Annotated in this window: 21 protein-coding genes; 11 read left to right on the top strand and 10 right to left on the bottom strand. The window is 69.7% G+C overall.

The genetic code is table 11. From position 1 onward, the window contains the following. Positions 1-25: 25 nt before the first annotated feature. Together ABD327_RS11460 and ABD327_RS11455 are read right to left on the bottom strand one after the other, a co-directional pair. On the bottom strand, positions 26-1,003 hold the full coding sequence (locus ABD327_RS11460; protein WP_344450286.1) for an alpha/beta hydrolase: 978 nt from the start codon (positions 1,001-1,003) through the stop codon (positions 26-28). Positions 1,004-1,032: 29 nt separating this feature from the next. Next, positions 1,033-1,350 (bottom strand): putative quinol monooxygenase, encoded by a 318-nt coding sequence (locus tag ABD327_RS11455; RefSeq protein ID WP_344450285.1) that lies wholly within the window; start codon positions 1,348-1,350, stop codon positions 1,033-1,035. 187 nt (positions 1,351-1,537) lie between these two features. Here ABD327_RS11455 and ABD327_RS11450 point away from each other — a divergent pair, with 187 nt between their 5' ends. Continuing rightward, a complete protein-coding gene (locus ABD327_RS11450; RefSeq protein WP_344450284.1) occupies positions 1,538-2,428 on the top strand; it encodes an AraC family transcriptional regulator in 891 nt (296 codons plus the stop codon). 529 nt (positions 2,429-2,957) lie between these two features. After that, complete coding sequence (locus ABD327_RS11445) at positions 2,958-3,260, top strand: DUF1905 domain-containing protein (protein ID WP_344450283.1); 303 nt, start codon at positions 2,958-2,960, stop codon at positions 3,258-3,260. Between the two features lie 114 nt (positions 3,261-3,374). On the opposite strand, the gene ABD327_RS11440 is transcribed toward ABD327_RS11445, so the two are convergent. After that, complete coding sequence (locus ABD327_RS11440; RefSeq protein ID WP_344450282.1) at positions 3,375-4,400, bottom strand: hypothetical protein; 1,026 nt, start codon at positions 4,398-4,400, stop codon at positions 3,375-3,377. Between the two features lie 667 nt (positions 4,401-5,067). On the opposite strand from ABD327_RS11440, the gene ABD327_RS11435 reads away from it, so the two are divergent. The 7 genes from ABD327_RS11435 (at position 5,068) to ABD327_RS11405 (ending at position 10,886) form a co-directional block, all read left to right on the top strand. Then, on the top strand, positions 5,068-5,448 hold the full coding sequence (locus ABD327_RS11435) for a YciI family protein (RefSeq protein WP_344450281.1): 381 nt from the start codon (positions 5,068-5,070) through the stop codon (positions 5,446-5,448). Next, positions 5,448-6,662: an RNA polymerase sigma factor gene (locus tag ABD327_RS11430; RefSeq protein WP_344450280.1), complete on the top strand. Its 1,215-nt coding sequence runs from the start codon at positions 5,448-5,450 to the stop codon at positions 6,660-6,662. The genes ABD327_RS11435 and ABD327_RS11430 overlap by 1 nt, the downstream gene beginning before the upstream one ends. A gap of 302 nt (positions 6,663-6,964) precedes the next feature. After that, positions 6,965-7,471 (top strand): hypothetical protein, encoded by a 507-nt coding sequence (locus tag ABD327_RS11425; protein WP_344450279.1) that lies wholly within the window; start codon positions 6,965-6,967, stop codon positions 7,469-7,471. Positions 7,472-7,750: 279 nt separating this feature from the next. Then, complete coding sequence (locus ABD327_RS11420) at positions 7,751-9,220, top strand: outer membrane protein assembly factor BamB family protein (RefSeq protein ID WP_344450278.1); 1,470 nt, start codon at positions 7,751-7,753, stop codon at positions 9,218-9,220. 237 nt (positions 9,221-9,457) lie between these two features. Beyond that, complete coding sequence (locus tag ABD327_RS11415) at positions 9,458-9,832, top strand: ArsR/SmtB family transcription factor (RefSeq protein WP_344450277.1); 375 nt, start codon at positions 9,458-9,460, stop codon at positions 9,830-9,832. Beyond that, a complete protein-coding gene (locus tag ABD327_RS11410) occupies positions 9,829-10,335 on the top strand; it encodes an SRPBCC family protein (RefSeq protein WP_344450276.1) in 507 nt (168 codons plus the stop codon). Before ABD327_RS11415 ends, ABD327_RS11410 begins: the two co-directional genes overlap by 4 nt. Continuing rightward, entirely contained in the window at positions 10,323-10,886 is a 564-nt protein-coding gene (locus ABD327_RS11405; RefSeq protein ID WP_344450275.1) for a dihydrofolate reductase family protein, read from the top strand. The genes ABD327_RS11410 and ABD327_RS11405 overlap by 13 nt, the downstream gene beginning before the upstream one ends. Positions 10,887-11,314: 428 nt before the next feature. Here the strand turns inward: ABD327_RS11405 and ABD327_RS11400 are convergent, their stop codons facing one another. The 6 genes from ABD327_RS11400 to ABD327_RS11375 all read right to left on the bottom strand — a co-directional run bounded on the left by ABD327_RS11400 (position 11,315) and on the right by ABD327_RS11375 (position 14,522). Then, the gene (locus ABD327_RS11400; RefSeq protein ID WP_344450274.1) at positions 11,315-11,443 is read right to left on the bottom strand and encodes a hypothetical protein; all 129 of its coding nucleotides are present in this window, start codon (positions 11,441-11,443) and stop codon (positions 11,315-11,317) included. A gap of 40 nt (positions 11,444-11,483) precedes the next feature. Further along, a complete protein-coding gene (locus ABD327_RS11395) occupies positions 11,484-12,518 on the bottom strand; it encodes an LLM class flavin-dependent oxidoreductase (protein WP_344450273.1) in 1,035 nt (344 codons plus the stop codon). 16 nt (positions 12,519-12,534) lie between these two features. Beyond that, positions 12,535-13,173 carry an NAD(P)-dependent oxidoreductase gene (locus ABD327_RS11390; protein WP_344450272.1) on the bottom strand — a complete coding sequence of 213 codons (639 nt, stop codon included), beginning with the start codon at positions 13,171-13,173 and terminating at the stop codon, positions 12,535-12,537. A gap of 82 nt (positions 13,174-13,255) precedes the next feature. Further along, positions 13,256-13,627, bottom strand: a complete 372-nt coding sequence (locus tag ABD327_RS11385; RefSeq protein WP_344450271.1) for a DoxX family protein — start codon at positions 13,625-13,627, stop codon at positions 13,256-13,258. A 242-nt stretch (positions 13,628-13,869) separates the two neighbouring features. After that, positions 13,870-14,241, bottom strand: a complete 372-nt coding sequence (locus tag ABD327_RS11380; protein WP_344450270.1) for a DoxX family protein — start codon at positions 14,239-14,241, stop codon at positions 13,870-13,872. 62 nt (positions 14,242-14,303) lie between these two features. After that, positions 14,304-14,522: a hypothetical protein gene (locus ABD327_RS11375; protein ID WP_344450269.1), complete on the bottom strand. Its 219-nt coding sequence runs from the start codon at positions 14,520-14,522 to the stop codon at positions 14,304-14,306. A gap of 108 nt (positions 14,523-14,630) precedes the next feature. On the opposite strand from ABD327_RS11375, the gene ABD327_RS11370 reads away from it, so the two are divergent. After that, the gene (locus ABD327_RS11370) at positions 14,631-15,320 is read left to right on the top strand and encodes a TetR/AcrR family transcriptional regulator (RefSeq protein ID WP_344450268.1); all 690 of its coding nucleotides are present in this window, start codon (positions 14,631-14,633) and stop codon (positions 15,318-15,320) included. A 243-nt stretch (positions 15,321-15,563) separates the two neighbouring features. Next, positions 15,564-16,103: a hypothetical protein gene (locus tag ABD327_RS11365; protein ID WP_344450267.1), complete on the top strand. Its 540-nt coding sequence runs from the start codon at positions 15,564-15,566 to the stop codon at positions 16,101-16,103. A gap of 183 nt (positions 16,104-16,286) precedes the next feature. On the opposite strand, the gene ABD327_RS11360 is transcribed toward ABD327_RS11365, so the two are convergent. After that, the coding region (locus ABD327_RS11360) for an SAM-dependent methyltransferase (RefSeq protein ID WP_344450266.1) at positions 16,287-16,794 on the bottom strand (508 nt) is incomplete at its 5' end.

Here is a 16,794-nt window from a genome sequence, read left to right as displayed (position 1 = left end):
TGAGGGTCGTCAGGGCGGGACGTCGTCAGTGCTGCCGGTCGGTCGAGTGGAGGATGCGCGTGAGCCAATGTGTGCGGGTCGCGCGGGCTTGCGTGGAGAGGCCAGCTTGGGGGAAGAGCGCGTCGAAGCCGTGGAATCCGCCTGACCACAGGTGGAGTTCGGCCTGGCCGCCGGCGGCCCAGATGCGGGTGGCGTAGTCGACGTCCTCGTCGCGGAAGACCTCGGCGGTGCCCGCGTCGATGTAGGCGGCGGGGAGGCCGGACAGATCGTCGGCGCGGCTGGGTGAGACGTAGGCGGGAATCTGTTCGTCGGGCAGGCCGGTGAGGACGGCGTCCCAGGCGAAGGCGTTGGACTCGCGGGTCCAGACGGCCGGTTCGCCCGAGTACTGGCGGCTGGAGATGGTGGTGTTGCGGTGGTCGAGCATCGGGCAGATGAGGATCTGGGCGGCGATAGCGGGGGTTCCGAGGTCGCGGGCCATGAGGGTGACCCCGGCGGCGAGTCCGCCTCCTGCGCTGGCCCCGGCGACGATGATGCGGTCGGGGTCGATACCCAGGTCGTCGCTGTGATCGGCGATCCAGAGCAGGCCCCGGTAGCAGTCCTCGACCGGGACGGTGCCGGTGTGCTCGGGAGCGAGCCGGTAGTCCACGGTGACGACGACGGCGCCGAGGGCGTCGAGCCATTCCAGCGGGATGTCGAGCTGCGAGAACCGGTCACCCATGATCATGCCGCCGCCGTGCATCCAGTAGACGCAGGGGGCGCCGGGGGCGGCGTCGGCCGCGGTGAGGACGGTCATCGGGATCTCGGCGCCGTCGGCGCCGTCGGGGCCGGGGACGGTGACCTCGCGTCGGGTGACGGCGCGGCCCGCCAGGACGGCCTCGATCGGCGGCGAGGGCATCTGCCGGAGCCGCGTGAGGATCTCGGAGGTGATCTGCGGGATGAGCGGCATGCCGTCCAGGAGCGTGCCGAGTTCGGGGTCGAGCGCCGGACGTGCGAGCGGTGACATGGGGATCTCCTTGTGGTGGTCGTGGGGGGTTAGAGGTGGGCCTTGCCGCCGACGGGCACGTAGTCGGTGTAGGGCTCGCTACCGGCGACGAGGCCCTGGACCCTGGCGACGATCGCCTGGGCGGGTTCGGTCGCGAAGATGCGGTGGTGGTCGGCCTCGGTGCTCCAGCCCTCGGTGACGTGGACGAGGTCGGGGTTGGACGCCGACCGGCAGACGAGGTAGACGAGGCAGTGCTCGCTGGAGCCGGGGTTGCCCTCGTCCAGGCCGGTGAGCAGCAGGTCGACCAGCTGATCGGCCTTACCCGGCTTGGCGGTGAGGACGGCGTTGAATCCGTAGCCGACGGTCATGATGCGTCTCCTTCTCGGGTGATCCGATCGACTATCTCGATCGAAGCTCCATTGGTGTCCTGCTGGCTGAGCTGATGGCCCAATTCAAGCCGTTTGCCTGCGGTGGAGCTAGACCGATGCTCTTCACGATTTGCCTAATCCTCCTCCGCAATGAAATATCGTGCGGATCGTGTGATGCAATCAGAGCATGGAACTCGAGGAGCTTCGTGCGCTACTGGCCCGGCATGTCCGGTCCGACGAGACGACCGCCATCGACGGTCTGTACATCGCGCGGGTCGAGCGGTCGGGGCCGCCGTCCGCGGACATGTCGGGCACGGTGCTGGCGGTGCTGGCGCAGGGCACCAAGCGGTTGGTGGTCGGTGACCAGGTACACGAGTACCGGCCGGGCGGTTTTCTCGTCGCGTCGGTCGATCTGCCGGTCACCGGTCATTTCGTCGACGCCCGCCCCGACGATCCCGCGCTCGGTTTCGCGCTGGTCCTGGAGCCGGCGTCCATCGCCGATCTCCTCCTCGGCGCCGACCCTGCCGACCTTCCTCGTGCGCGTCCGGGAGCCGTGCCGGGCATCGCCGTCGGAGACCTGACGGCCGAGCTGCTCGACGCCTCCGTACGCCTGCTCCGCCTCCTCGACCACCCCCGCGACCAGGCGACGCTCGCCCCGCTGGTCAAACGGGAGATCCTCTGGCGCCTGATGACCGGTGAGCAGGGCGCGGCGGTCCGGCAGCTCGGGCTCGCCGACAGCGGTCTGCACCACATCGCCCGTGCGGTGCGCTGGATCCGCGACCACTATGACGAGGCTTTCCGCGTGGAGGATCTGGCCCGGCTGTCCGGCATGAGCCCGTCGGCGTTCTACCGGAACTTCCAGACCGTCACCGCGCAGAGCCCCATCCAGTTCCAGAAGCAGATCCGGCTCCAGCAGGCCCGCCTCCTGCTGGCGGCGCATCCCCACGACGTCACCGCCATCGCCCATCGCGTCGGCTACGACAGCCCGTCGCAGTTCAGCCGCGAGTACCGCCGCCAGTTCGGCACGACCCCCAGCCGTGACGCCCATACACTTCACCGCCCCGTCCCGACTCCATGACGGACAGCGGAGCCCGTCCGTCCGCGTGCGACGGTCTCTCTCTCGGCCGGAGGGCGAAGGCGTGGCCTGCGGCAGAAACAGACGAAAGCCGGGGGCGGGTTCGTTCACACGGTGCGGTGGGAAAGCGGCTCAGGGGAGACCGCTGATGGCCGTTGGTCTTCAAGATCACCTGTAGGTCATGCGCGTCCCCGACCGCCACCGTCACGCCGGGGAATCCAGCTGACACCGCCGCCGCGAAGCGTTCGTTGATCTCGATGGCCAGGCGGTGGCCGCGTCCGGCGAGGCGCCGCTGGATCGCGCTGGTGAACGAACCCGTGCCCGGCCCGAGCTCCAGGACGACCGGAGAGCCGGCCGCTGAGACCCCACCGTGCTTGAACACGTCGAATCTTCAGGGAACCCATCGGTGGGTCTCGCGGTTGATCGGCAGGTGGCAGGTGGCAGGTGGCAGGTGGCAGGTGGCAGGTGGCAGGTGGCGGGTGCGCGAACTGAGCGGCGGCGGACTGTCGGTCCCGTCTGCGATGGTGGCCTCATGATGGTGGTGTTCGATGCCGAACTCTGGATCTGGGAAGCCCGGCGCGACGACAGCTGGACCTTCGTCAGCCTGCCCGTCGAAGCATCCGAGGACATCCGTGACCTGGCGCCCGGATCCGCCCGCGGCTTCGGCTCCCTGCGGGTGCGGGCCACGATCGGCGGCACCAGCTGGAAAACCTCGATCTTTCCCGACAGCGCACGGGGAAGCTACGTCCTGCCCATCAAGCGCGCCGTCCGTGCGGCCGAAGGCATCACCGCAGGAGACGGCACCACCGTGACCGTCGAGCTCATCGACCTCTGACGGCAGTGGCGACCGGCAGGCGGCATGAGCGCCCTCCCGCGCCCGGTCGGCGCCCATCTCGCGGCATGAGCGGATGTGTTTCGCTGTCCGGAATCATTGGGACGGGTTGCCGATTCAGCCGTTGGTGTGGGCGCGGTAGGCGGGTGGGGAGCCGGTGGCGGAGAGGGTCCACAGGACTCCGCTGGATTCCGGGAGAGAGGTGACCGAGTAGGCGGACGGAGCGCCCGTGGGGACGGGCACCCAGGCCGGGGCGTCGTATCGGTAGAGGGTGGGGCTCGCGTCGGAGGCCCAGAGGCGGCCCAGGTCGTCCAGGAGGAAGGGGGAAGCGCCGTTGGGGGCGGCGGGGATCGTCTCGGTGCCCGCGGTGGTGACCTTGAGGGTGTCCTCGCGGTTCCAGACCCGGTAGTAGAGGGCGCCGCCGCCGGCCAGTGAGAGGGACGGGTGGCTGGCGGGGGTCGGGGCGGGTTCCCAGCCGGAGCCGGTGAAGCGGAGCGTGGCCCTCGTGTTCAGGCCCTCGACGGTGTTGGTGGAGATGTGGACCTCGCCGGGGGCGGGCGAGCCGATGAAGTCGATCGTGCGGGCGCTGAACGGGTGGACCTGCCAGGTTCCGGCCTTCCAGCGGGCGACGCAGCTGTCGCCCCAGGCCGAGCCGCTGAATGAGGCCCACAGCTCGTCCTGGCCGACGGGGTGGAGGTTGTGGGGGTAGAAGCAGCCGGGCGGAGTGGTGATCTGGGTCCAGCGCGTGCCGTCCCAGCGGGCCAGGTACCGGCCTTGGAGGTTCTGGCCGGTCAGCCAGACGTTGGTGCGGCTGGACGCCTCGAGGTCCTCGACCTGGAGGTTCCACAGGCCGGGCGGGTTCTTGTTCTCCCAGGCGGTGCCGTTCCACTTGCGGACGATCGCGTTCATGCTGCACACCGACGGGTTGCCCCAGCCCGGCACGGACCAGGAGACGCAGCTCTTGCCCTCGTAGCCGGCGATCCAGGCCTCACCCGGGCCCGCCCCCGCGAGCTCGCTGATCTGGAATTCGGGCCACAGAGACGGCAGCGGCACCTCCCGCCACGGACGCTCGTCGGCGTGGGCGGCCATCGCCGGGATCAGCAGGGCCGCAGCCGTGAGCACGACCACCAGGTTTCTCCGCATGCCGGAATAATCCACCCCATCTCACCCGGAGGCTTGTCACAAACCCTCAATTCCGGGCATTCCGCGTCTGCTCCCGCTGGACGAATCCGTAGAAACGTCAACCGGCCGACTCGCGGGCGGTGGCCGAAGAAGCTTCGGTTCCGCAAGATCGAAGCAACCAACGAGGTCGTCCACCGCCCACGGGAAATGCGCGGCAGGCCCGTCAGCGGCGGAACCGCGGTCTTGTTGGGAGGGTTCGCTCGGTCTGGCCTGGAGGAAGCTCACCGCACCGGCCTGTCGGAGGTCCCGAGAGGCACGCCGGACATATCAGAATGTTCCCTCGCGTTTGACCCCATCCGCCTGACACTGACGCACCGTTCCCTCCCGCCGGGCGGCCGAGCCGGGCGAACCGGGTAGCGAAGGGAATCACTGAGCGCGTGCCGAATGGACCCGGTTTCCCCAGATCTGTGTGAGCGTCGCCGCCTTTCAAAGCCGCGACGATAGGCTTTCTGGCCGGCAGGGAGCCCGCGTCGGCCATCGCTCCAGGTTTGACGGGCGAAACGCGGATCGGACGGATTCGACTGCGTCGTGGCAAGAAATTTCTCCGGGTCGTGTCGATCCGCGAGCCGCCCGTTCGACGTGTGGGTGCGAGGGCCGAGAGGCGGCTCCGCCGGGTGAGGAGAACGGGATGCCGAAGTACATGCTGATCATGCGGGGGACCGATGAGTCGAACGCCGCCATGATGGCCTCGATCGAGGAGGAGATCGCCAGGACCCGCCTGTTCATCGAGGAGATGATGAAGGCCGGTGTTCTCCTCGGCGCCGAAGGGCTGGACGATCCGGGCCAGGGCGCCGTGGTCGACTTCAGCGGCGAGGCCCCGGTGGTCACGGACGGGCCGTACGGAGAGACCAAGGAGCTGTTCGGGGGCTTCTTCCTGCTCGACGTCGCCTCGAAGCAGGAGGCGGTCGAGTGGGCCAAGCGGGTCCCGGCGACCCCCGGGTCCAAGATCGAGATCCGGCGGGTGCCCGGGGAGGACGAGGTCCCGCAGGACGGCACCGTCCAGCGCTGATGGGTACCGCTGACGTCGAGGCCGTGTGGCGGATCGAGTCGGCGCGGATCGTCGCCGCGCTGACCCGGTTCACCGGCGATTTCGGGCTGGCCGAGGACGCGGCCCAGGAAGCTGTGGCCGAGGCGCTGGTGTCGTGGCCGCTCGCCGTTCCGGCCAATCCGGCAGGCTGGCTGATGGCCACGGCCCGGCGGCGGGCGATCGACGCGATCCGCCGCCGGACCGCCCTGCAGGACCGATACGCCCTGCTGGCGACCGACCCGGCGGTCGACGAGGAAATCGACCCCGACAGGATCGACGACGACGTCCTGGCGCTGATGTTCGTCAGCTGCCACCCGGTGCTCTCCCTCGAGGCCCGGGTGGCGCTGACCCTGCGCGTGGTCGGCGGCCTGTCCAGCGAGGAGATCGCCCGCGCGTTCCTCGTACCCGTGCCGACCGTGCAGGCCCGTATCACCCGGGCCAAGAAGACGATCGCGGCGGCCGGGGTGCCGTTCGAGCTGCCGTCGGCCGGCGAGCGCCGGGAGCGGGTGGGCGGTGTGCTCGGCGTCCTCTACGTGATCTTCACCGAGGGGTCGACGGCCACGTCGGGCGACCGGCTCCTGCGCCCCGACGTCGCGTACGAGGCGATCCGGCTGGCCCGCACGCTGGCCGCGCTGCAGCCGGACGAGCCGGAGGCGCACGGCCTGCTCGCGCTGTGCGAGCTGACGGCCGCGCGCTTCCCGGCCAGGACCGGCCCGGACGGTTCGCCGGTCCTGCTCGAGGACCAGGACCGGCGGCGGTGGGACTTCTCGGCGATCCGCCGGGGGATGACCTCCCTGGCCAGGGCATCGACTCGCGGCCTCGGCCCCTACGGCCTGCAGGCCGCGATCGCCGCCGCCCACGCGTCGGCGCCCTCGGTCGAGGCGACCGACTGGGACCGGATCGTGGTGCTCTACGAGGCGCTCGGCCGGGTCGCGCCCTCGCCGGTGGTCGAGCTCAACCGGGCCGTCGCCGTGGCCATGGCCTCAGGCCCGGCGCAAGCCCTGGCCATCGTGGACGAGCTGATCGCCTCGGACCGGCTCCCCGGTTCGCATCTGGTGCCGACCGTACGCGGTGAGCTGCTGGCCCGCCTCGGTCGGCGACCGGAGGCGCGCGCCGAGCTGGAACTGGCGGCCCGGCTGTGCGCCAACCAGCGCGAACGCTCAGTGCTGCTGCGCAAGGCGGCCGCGCTGGCCTGACCTCTCCAGCTCGGCCGGCCAGAACTCAAGCGCGGCCTGCCGCACCGCGAACCCGGCAACGGCCGACAGCGGATCATCGTGTTCACAGCCGAGGCCCGGCCGCCGCGCGTCGGCCCATACCCGGGCAATCCTCTTGGAGTCCGAAAGCGATCTCCGGGAGACCACCCAGACCATCACCACCACCGACCAGGAGTCCGACCGCTCGCGCCTGTCCTGAACCAAGGGTCCCCACGCAGTCGTCTCACGAGAGAAGCCGTCCTTGAGGAGTACGCGACACCGATGCCGAAAGCGCAGCCGGGCAGGTGAGAAAAACGACGATCGGCACCCCCTTCTCGGCAGAGTTCGCGCCGGGCCGCGGCCTGCTCCTGCCCCGGCCCCTTCCCGCGCTGCTGCTCGGCAGCACGTTCTCCGAGGCCCGTGAGACCTTGACCCGAGCCGCCCAGGCCGTCCACGCGCCCGACCCCTCGCACATGCTCGGCAACGGCTTCGGCATCACGCTCGGAAGCGCCCGCCTGTCCGTCACCTGCGTCGACTATCTGGACGACGGAATCGATCGCGTCGGGGAGATCAGCGTGACAACCGGTATCTCCGCCAGACTGAACGGCTTCGACCTCCTCAACGACCCCGCCGAAGACGTTCTGTGGCTCCTGGCCGAATTGGACATCCCGGTCAGCCGTCTCGGCGCCGTCCAGTGGCTGCTCCCTCGCGAGCTGATCACACTGCTCCTCCTACAGCCCGAAGGCCCGTTCTCCCACGCCAGCCTCTGGACCCCCGCCTACTTCACCCAACGAGACCGCTGGCGATTCTGAAACCCGCCCCCTCGCAAGCACCCTCAGTACTTTCGACCCTGACGACTCCACCCAGACACCCGGACCAGACTCTGAACCGCACCGAGTTCTGGTGTCCCGCCCTTGAAAGCGGACATCCAGGTCGTCAGCGAAGCCAAGCGATCTCAGCAGGTGAGGTTCCCTTGGGACCAAGCCGGACGCGGCGAAGGCTTCCCGCTCTGATCCCGATTTGATCTCCTTCGTCCGGAAGGGCGGGTGGGGCGTGCGATACTCCGGTCGCTTATGGAGAGGAGTGGCCGGATGCGCGGGACGGTCAACGTCAAATGGTTGGTGATCGGTCTGGTCGCCGCCGTCGGCGTCGGGTTGATGCTCACTCTTCAGGTGCGCGACTGGATCGTGATGGGCACCGAGGCGGGCGGCTCGTGCGGGTCGTCGTCGCGGGGGATCAGCAGCGGGCCGTGCCCACAGAACTGGGCCACTATCTTCATCCTGTCGCTGTTCTCGCTCATGGCCCTCGTCCCGCTGTCGATCTACGGGCTGCTCAAGGCCGGGCGGGTCGGCTGCCTGGCAGGTGTGCTGGTCGCGGCCATCGGGATCTACCCGGGCGCCGTCCTGTTCGACGCCATGCACGGACGCTCCGTGGAGGTGACCTGGGCGTCGCCGTCCGACACCGTCTCCGACGCCGAGACCGAGGGCGTCTGGACGTCCGGCGGGCTCGTCGTCAGGGCCAGGTTCGACGGGCTGACCGCCTTCGACGCAGGGTCGGGCGGACAGCGCTGGCAGTCCCTTCTGCCCGGCCGCGACGTCCTGTGCGGCATGAGCAGAACCGCCGTCGACGGAATCGGGATGCTCGCCGAGCAGACGACCAGCACCCGGTGCTCCCGCGTCTCGGCCGTCGACCTGGCCACCGGCAGGAGCCTGTGGAACGCGACGATCCCGCCCGAAGAGGCGTCGATCGGCACCGACGCCGACAAGCTGGCCATCGCGGGCGACACCGCGATGATCCGCACCCAGCGCACGCTCCAGGCGCTCGGCGCCCGCGACGGGAAGCCCCGCTGGAAACGCGTCCCGCGGAGCCCGCTGTGCCGTTACTCCTGGGTCGCCGGCGGGACGAACCTGGCGATCGCCGCGGAGCGCTGCAACGACCAGGACGGGATCTCCACAGAGGTGCTCCGCGCGCTCGACCCGGCGACCGGACGCGAGCGGTGGTCCCTGCGGATCCCGGCCGTCGGCAACGCCAACGTCACCCCGATCTCGGCGGACCCGCTCGTTCTGCACGTCCGGGAGACCGACCAGCGCGGCACGACCTCGCTGCTCGCCGTGAACGCCGAAGGCAAGATCACCGCGACGATCCCGGCCGCGGCCGTCGACGGCTCCGCCGTGCTGCCCGGCAGGTCGATCCCGGTCTTCCGGATCGCCGTCACCGGTGACGCCGTCATCGCCCCGACCCGCACCGAGAAGGCCGGACACCAGGTCACGGCCTACGCCCTGGCCGACGGCCGCCGCCTGTGGGCGACGAAGGAGAGCCGCGACTCCGTCTCGGCCCTCGCCGTGGACGGCCAGGACATCATCATGGCGACCGCACGGTTCGACACGATGAAGCTCCGGATCCTCGACCCGGCCACCGGAGCGGAGCGCAGGTCGGCGACCGCCCCGCTGCGCCGCATCGACTCACGGCTGCAGCTGGTCCCGGCCCCCACGGCCCTGGTCGTCGTCTCGGGCACGGGCATGACCCCCTACCACCCGCTCCAAGGCCTGCCGAGGTTCTAGCCGTTCCGCACCATCCGATGCCAGGACATGGCCTCGAACGCTCCCTTCTTCGACGCGCCGCATGCTCGGCCGATGTCCGACGTGCGGCAGAAGCGGACACCGCCTTGCCGCTGGTCGCTCAGTAGTACGTCAGCGCTGGTGGCAGGGGCCGAGCCGACCCGGGCGAACGCATCCCGTTGACAACATCACTCGCGTCTCAATACGCTTAACGTGTTCGTTAAATGAGGGGGGCTCAAGGTGGGCGGCTCTGATCAACTCAGCGCGGTGTTCTCGGCGCTCGCCGACCCGACTCGACGGGCGATCCTCGCCGAGCTGGCCGAACGCGACGCCACGGTCACCGAACTCACCGCTCCTCTTTCCATCTCGATGCCGGCGGTGTCCCGGCACCTGAAGGTGCTCGAGCGCGCCGCGCTCATCTCGCGGTCGCGGTCGGGCAAGTGGCGCGCGAGCCACCTCGAGCCCGCCCCGCTGCGCGAGGCGGCCGACTGGCTCGAGCACTACCGGCGGTTCTGGGACTCGTCCCTCACCCGCCTCGATGCCCACCTCGCCGCGGTGCAGGCCGCCGGACAGGCAACGGACCGGATGGCCGACGACCCCAGGGAGCCCGAATGAACACCGAAACTCCGCAGCTCGTCATCTCGCGCGTGTTCGACGCGCCGCGGGAGCTCGTCTACCGAGCCTTCACCGATCCCGATCACCTGGCGGAGTGGTGGGGCCCGATCGGAAACTCGCTGCCGCGCGATGAGATCGAGTTCGACGTGCGCCCCGGCGGCTATCAACGGTGGACGGAGGTCAATGCAGCCGAACCCGGCCTTCGCGTGCATGTCCACGTCGACCTCACAGACGTCGTCGTCGGCGAACTGATCGAAGGCGTCATGCGCGTCAGTGGCCGGCTGCAGGAGGGCATCGAGGCGTTCGATACGAGACTCCGGGTCGAGTTCCACGACGAGGCCGACGGACGGACGCGACTCGAGATCCGCCAGTGGCTCCCCGAACACCTGGCGCACCCCAGCGAGGAGGGTTGGCGCCAAGCGTTCACCAAGCTGGACGCCACGCTGATGAATGTCCAGGCTTTTGCAGCTGATCATCGAAAGGTAGAGACATGGCAAAGCTGATTTACGTGACGAACGTTTCGCTTGACGGCTACATCGAGGACGAACGCGGCGCGTTCGACTGGTGCCCAATCGACGACGAGGTATTCGCGTTCACCACCGACCTCCTGCGGTCCGTGGGCACGTTCCTCTACGGGCGGCGCCTGTACGAATCGATGGCCCACTGGGAGACCAACCCCGCTCTGGCCGCGCAGTCCGACCTCACGGCCGACTTCGCGAGCACCTGGCAGGCGGCGAACAAAGTCGTCTACTCCACGACCCTCGCCGCGGTGTCAACTGCCGACACCCGAATCGAGCGCCATTTCGACCCCGCCGCGGTACGCCAACTGAAGGCCACGGCCGGCAGCGACCTCACCATAGGAGGTGCCGACCTCGCGACGCAGGCTTTCAAGGCCGGGCTGGTCGACGAATGCCGACTGTTCATCTTGCCCGTTGTCGTCGGCGGGGGTAAGCCGGGGCTGCCGACCGGCATGCGCGCCGACCTTGAGCTCCTCGATGAGCGCCGATTCCGAAACGGCGTCGTACACCTCCGCTACCGCCCTCTCGGACAGTGAACGACAGCCCTGTCCGATCGTCGGCGCTTGCATGACAGGCGGAGCGCTGACGACTGATTCGGCCGGTTGAGCTCGCCCGTCACGAACTCGGGTCGCGTTAAGTCGCAGCGTGCGGAGGCGTCGACCGCCGCGTCGGGACACGGCGGCGCGGTAGTGAACCTCAGTCAAGGGAATGCCCCCGAGAACTGTCCGCCTTCGTCGATCCGTCGGCATGCCGCCCGCCCGGTCGTCGACCACTCCCGGCGCATCCGCTCATCGACATGAGCGGATGCGCGAGGTCCGATATCTGAACACTTTTGGTCAGGGGTCCGATGTCGCCGGAAGAAATTCCGCTCGGCCGGCTACTCGGTCGGTTCTTCTGGTTCGCGGGTGAGTGACTCGGTAGTGGGCCTTCGTCCCCGACAGGTGATGGTGGTCCGGTCGTGGCCTCAGGCGGACGGTGGGCCGTAGGTGCGGAAGGCGCTGGTGTCCAGGGGAGGCGGGAGCTCGATCGGCTCGCCGAAGGGGAAGACGCGGTGCTCGGTGTAGGTCGGGCCCATGGTCTCGTCGGCCTTCACCGCGCAGTGCCGCGGGGACGCCGCGCGCGGCTGTCGGGAGTCACGCGAGTTCGGCGCGGATCTGGGGAAGCACCTTGGTGCCGAGGAGTTCGATGCCGTGCAGGACGTCGCGTTGGGGCATGCCTCCGACGTCCATCTGCAGGATCTGGCGGGTGTGGCCGAGTAGGCCGTGCAGGTGGAGGATGCGGTCGGCGATCTCGTCGGGGCTGCCGGCGAAGACCATGCCGCCGGGGGCGAGGGCGGCGGAGCGGTCGGCTCGGCGCGGTGCCGGGCGTCCGAGTTCGACCATGCCTTCGGCCATCATGCGGTGCTCGTGCTCCAGGTAGGTGGATCGGGCCTGGGCGCTGGTGTCGGCGACGAAGCCGTGTACGGCGACCGCGATGTCGGCTCGGTCGGTGGGGTGGCCGACCTGGGTCCAGGCTTCGCGGTAGGCGTGCCCGTACTGGGCCCAGTGTTCGGGGGTGCCGCCGAGGATGCCCAGGAACATCGGCAGACCGAGTTCGACGGCGCGGTAGACCGAGGCGGGGCTGCCGCCGGTGCCCAGCCAGATCTTCAGCGGCTCTTCGGGGCGGGGGAAGACGGTGGCGTTCCGCAGGGGCCGTTTGCGGTGCGGGCCGTTCCACGTGACGTTCTCGCCGGCGTTGACGGCCATCAGCAGCTCGAGCTTGGAGGCGTACAGCATGTCGTAGTCGTTCTCGTCGTGGTCGAACAGCGAGAACGTGATCGTGGACGAGCCGCGTCCGGCGACCGCTTCGATACGTCCGGGGGCGATGGCGGCGGCGGTGGAGAGCTGCTGGAACACGTGGATGGGGTCGTCGGTCGACAGGACGGTGACCGCGGTGCTGAGCTTGATCCGGCTGGTGGAGGCCGCGGCGGCGTTGATGACGGAGGTGGGCGAGGACAGCGGCATCGCCCGCATGTGGTGTTCGCCCACGCCGAAGTGGTCCAGCCCGACCTCGTCGGCGAGCTTGACGGCCTCCAGCATGTCGCGGATGGCCTGGGCGGTGTGGCCGCGGCTTCCGTCGGCCAGGCGCGGGGTGTTGCCGAAGGAGTAGACGCCGAGTTCGAAGGTCATGACGGGTTCCTGGCTTTTAGTTGCTGATGGCGGGCATGGAGCGGCTGTGGCGGGTGTCGGCGAGCTGGCCGACCATGAAGGCGGCGATGTCGGCGCGGCTCATGGTGGAGCCGACCTTGTCGTGGCCGAGGTATCCGGCGCGGATGCGTCCGGTGGCGGGCTTGTCGGTGGGGTTGGTGATGCGGGCGATCGTGTAGTCCAGGCCGGAGCCGGTGATCGCCTCGGTCATGCCGCGCAGCTCGGTGAGGGCGTTGGGGAAGGCCAGGCCCGCCATGACCGGCAGGACGGAGTGCTTCCAGTGCCTGCCGTCACGCGGGTCGGGCAGAGAGGGCGTGGCCAGAGCGATGATCCGGGAGATCCCGGCGTTCTCCATCGCCTCGACGATGGTGCGGGTTCCGGCGGCGAGCGGACCGGCCGGGGTGGAGCGCTTGAGGGAGGGGCCGAGGGCGCTGATGACGGCGTCGCTTCGGGCGACGGCACGGGCGACGGCGTCGGTGTCGGACAGCTCGCCACCGATGACGGTGAGGTGAGGGTCGGTGCGCTGCGGCTTGCCGGGACTACGGGCGAACGCGACGACGTGGTGGCCCTGGGCCGGCAGCTGGTCGACGACCAGTCGGCCGATCTTCCCGGTGGCTCCGAAGACGGTGACGCGCATCAGGACTCCTTGACGGTGAGGCGGTTCGGGTGGAGTCCGGGCCAGGGCCGGCACCATGGCGCACCGGCCCCGGCCCGGGGGTTCACAGGGCGTGCGGGCCGAAGCGTCCCCAGGCGACGAAGGCGGCGGCCAGGAGCAGGACGGCGTTGAAGACGATGGCGCCCGATTCCTTGCGGCGGACGTGGATGATGATGGCGCCGACCATGACGATCACCAGACCGGTCGCCGCCAGGGGAGTGAGGATCGGGGCGATGCCGGTCGCCGCGGGCAGGATCAGGCCGAGCGCCGCGGCGAGTTCGACCGCGCCGATGAACCGCACGACCGGCGTGGAGAAGTCCTCCACCCACGGCAGCTGGGCGGCGAGCTTCTCGCGGGGCTGGGTGGACTTCATCACTCCGGCCATGCCGAACATCGCGGCCAGGACGGCCTGCACGATCCACAGGGTCACGTTCATCAGGGGTCTCCTACAGAGGGGGATGGAGGAAGGCGCCGGGGCGCGGGATCCCTGGCGTCGGGGGCGTCAGGCGTTGAAGTGGAAAGCACTTTCCGTTTCCACCGCAGGGTAACACCAGAAACGGAAGAGTTCTTCCACTTACGGCTTGTGGTGGGCCCCATGAAGGGGGCCGATGACGGTGAGGCGGTTCGGGGGCCCGGCCGGGGGCCGGCGGCGTGGTGCACCGGCCCCGGCCCGGGGGCCTACAGGGCGTGCGGGCCGAACCGTCCCCAGGCGACGAAGGCGGCGGCCAGGAGCAGGACGGCGTTGAAGACGACGGCGCCCGGTTCCTTGCGGCGGGTGTGGGTGATGATGGCGCCGATCATGACGATCACCAGACCGGTCGCCGCCAGGGGAGTGAGGATCGGGGCGATGCCGGTCGCCGCGGGCAGGATCAGGCCGAACGCCGCGGCGAGTTCGGTTACGGCGATGAACCGGACGACGGACATGGAGAAGTCCTCCACCCACGGCAGTTGGAGGGCGAGCGTCCTGTGGGACGGAATGGACTTCCACACTCCGGCGATGCCGAATATCGCGGCCAGGACGGCCTGCGCGATCCACAGGGTCGTGTTCATCAGGGGGCTCCTACAGAGGGGGGATGGGGGAAGGTTCCGGAGCACGGCCGGCGTCAAGAACGTCAGGCGTTGAAGACGACCTCGGGTTCGTCGTGCGGCCGCCGACGGGCAGGGGCGATCCGCTCAGGGGCGGCCGAAGGGATGCCTTCGGGGCCGTCGTCGCCGATCCACATGTTGATGGCCGCGCGGGCGGCCTGCGCCTTTCCGGCCTCAAGGCGTGGAGCCGGCACGTCGCGGACTCGCGGAGCCGACGGGGCGGCGCCCGCGGCGACAGCACGCATGAGAGTCTCCGGACGTCCAGTGGAAAGGGTTTCCCGTTTCCATCGCCGACTGTAACACCGGCACCACAACCGGAAGGCTTTTTCCACTTGCGGCCTATGATGGGATTCATGAGCAGCGCCGATCACGACACCCCGGGCCAAGGCCCCTGCCCGTCAGGTGGGGCGCCCCTGCGCGTGGACGCCGAACGCAACCGCGAACGGATCATCGCCGCCGCCCGCACGACCTTCGCGGCCGAAGGGATCGACGTGCCCATGTCAGCGGTCGCCCGTGCCGCGGGAGTCGGCATCGCCACCCTCTTCCGGCGCTTCCCCACCCGCGAGGACCTCCTGGACGCCGTCTTCGCCGACACCATGCACACCTACGCCGACGCCGCCGAGAAGGCCCTGGCCGACCGCGACCCCTGGAACGGCTTCACCGGCTACATCCGCACCGTGTGCTCCATGCAGGCCACCAACCGCGGCTTCGCCGACATCCTGACGATGACCTTCCCGGCGGCGACCCACCTGGAAGAACTACGAGCCCGCGCCTACCACGACTTCCTCGAACTCATCGACCGCGCCAAGGCCACCGGCCGCCTGCGCCCCGACTTCACCGACCAGGACATGGTCATCCTGCTCATGGCCAACGCCGGCGTCATCGCCGCCACCGCCCACGCCGCCCCCGAGAGCTCCCCCCGCCTCGTCGCCTACATGATCCAGGCCTTCACCGCCCCCCAGCCCGAGACCCTCCCGCCCCCGCCCGACCCCGACGCCCTCGCCCACGCCATGCTCGGCCTGAGCTGCGACCGGAGCCCCTGAATCGTTTGCCCGGCGCAGCGCCGCCGCAGCCGTCGAAGCGGCCGTGTTCGGCAGGAGCCCCTCCAGGCCTTGAGAGTCGGGAGGTCATTGTCGACCTGGACTTCAAAGGCCGGATGGCGCGAAGAGCGGATATGTCTACCTGTAGTCCTCTGGGCGGACGTCGGCGTGTGCCGCCAGAAGGCCGACGGCGAATTTCGGTGGATCTGGCCCAACCGGGAGGGCCGTCGAAGCGTCCATACCCATGTGTCGAAAGCTGATCTGGCCCGGGGACGGGCTTTGGCGTTGCGCATCATGGACGGGCTGGACCGGGAGCTGTCCCTGGCCGAGGAACTGGTGGGTGCGCCCTTGGAGGCGGCCAGGCGGCTGCGGGACGGGTGGCGGGCAGGAGAACCCGGGGACCTGCACTGGGACAACCAGTCCGTGGAGGTGTTCACGGCCGAGATCTCCATGGCGCGCTTCGAGTACCACAGCGCCTCTTTCCGACCGTGTCTCTTCGATCCCTACCACGAGAGCGCGGACGCGAGGGCGTTGTGGCGGCCGGAGGCAGGAGCGCCGCGACCGGTGGCCTGCTGCGCCGCCGACGCGGCTCTCCTTCGGGACGGAAAGCCTCCGTCAGTGCGCCTCGTGCCCGACCTGAAGGGAATGGTGCCGCTCTGGGAGGGCGCCTCGGTCCATGCCCGGTGGCTGCTGGGCCACCACGCGGCCACCGGGACCGGTCACGTCTGGGACGCCTTCCGCGGCACCCCCCTCGGCCACGACCTCAACCGGATCCGGACCGCCTGACGGCCGGAACGTCCAGACCCGGCCGGAGGAGGCGAATCGGGCGGACGGCGAGCCGTAGGCGCGGAAGGCACTGGTTGTTCAGGGCGAGGTTCAGGGGAGGCGGAAGGTCGATCGGCTCGCCGAGGGAAAGACACGATGCTCGGTGTAGCTCGTGGTGACGTGATGCGGACCGTCCGGGAGGGATCATTCGGCGGGGACCGAGCGGGACGTCCAGACCCGGCCGGACGGGGTGCGCCTGGTGGCCTGGGCGCCGACGATGAGCAGGCACTTCATGTCGATGGACGCGGGATCGAGATCGGCAAGTGTGGTGACGGTGAGGGACTCCTCCGCGCGGCCGATGTCACGGCCGACGATGATGATGGTGTCGGGGGAGCGGTGGTCCAGGAGGACGCGTCGGGCCTCGGCGACCTGGGTGGTGCGGGAGCGGGAGGCCGGGTTGTAGATGCCCAGGACGAGGTCGGCCTCGGCGATGGCGCGGAGGCGTTTCTCGATGACATCCCACGGCTTGAGGCGGTCGGAGAGGCTCATCACGGCGAAGTCGCCGCCGAGGGGGGCCCCGGCGCGGGCGGCTACCGCTTGGACGGCGGTCATGCCGGGGACCACGCGGATGGGGACGTGTCGCAGGTCGGGGTGTTCGGCGGCCTCGAAGACGGCGGCGGCCATGCCGAAGACGCCGGCGTCGCCGCCGGAG

The sequence above is a fragment of the Actinocorallia aurantiaca genome, from assembly GCF_039533685.1.
GTDB classification, from domain to species: Bacteria; Actinomycetota; Actinomycetes; order Streptosporangiales; family Streptosporangiaceae; genus Actinocorallia; species Actinocorallia aurantiaca.
Note: the sequence above shows the minus strand (reverse complement) of the source record. Positions and strands in the feature narration are given on the sequence as shown.